Below are 650 nucleotides of genomic sequence, written 5' to 3' on the forward strand. Positions count from 1 at the left end.
CGCGACTCCTGTGTCGGCTGCGATATTGCCAGTACGGTATTTGGTGCCCATGGGCAGGATCGAACTGCCGACCTCTCCCTTACCAAGGGAGTGCTCTACCACTGAGCCACATGGGCGAAACTTGACTGCTGCTTTCTTGACTGCAACCCGGGCAATCTGGAGCGGGTGAAGGGAATCGAACCCTCGTCGTAAGCTTGGAAGGCTTCTGCTCTACCATTGAGCTACACCCGCCGGGTTACCACGCTTTCTGCTTCACCGACTACCGCCGGGTTACTGTCCTGCTTAATTCTGGTGGAGAGGGCTGGATTCGAACCAGCGTAGGCGTAAGCCAACAGATTTACAGTCTGCCCCCTTTAGCCACTCGGGCACCTCTCCGCAGAGAACTTGTGATTATGGTGTAACTCATCAGGCCTGTCAAGCTTTTTCCATACTATGCAAAGCATGGGGACAGTGACGAGATCGCGACCGGGCACCATCCAGGCTGCCTGGCCATTCCACAACCACCGGCGTTCGAAAAGAACACGCTCTCACCCTATAGGGTGTCGCCGGCAGCCCGGAAATGGCTTCCGGCGGGCGTTCCCGGGCTCCTTGCGCCGTCGTCCGAGGCGACTTTTGGCCGGCCAGACCCGAAGCGCTGTCCAGCAATCGGT

The 650-nt window shown here is 58.3% G+C and carries 3 tRNA genes; all 3 read right to left on the reverse strand.

Annotation, left to right across the window (positions count from 1 at the left end):
- Positions 1-41: 41 nt before the first annotated feature.
- The 3 genes from KF708C_RS34105 to KF708C_RS34115 all read right to left on the reverse strand — a co-directional run bounded on the left by KF708C_RS34105 (position 42) and on the right by KF708C_RS34115 (position 375).
- A tRNA-Thr gene (locus KF708C_RS34105) sits at positions 42-116 on the reverse strand.
- A gap of 41 nt (positions 117-157) precedes the next feature.
- A tRNA-Gly gene (locus tag KF708C_RS34110) sits at positions 158-231 on the reverse strand.
- A gap of 58 nt (positions 232-289) precedes the next feature.
- Positions 290-375 (reverse strand) — tRNA-Tyr (locus KF708C_RS34115).
- Between the last annotated feature and the right edge of the window lie 275 nt (positions 376-650).

This window comes from Cupriavidus basilensis (assembly GCF_000876015.1).
Classification (GTDB): Bacteria; Pseudomonadota; Gammaproteobacteria; order Burkholderiales; family Burkholderiaceae; genus Cupriavidus; species Cupriavidus basilensis_B.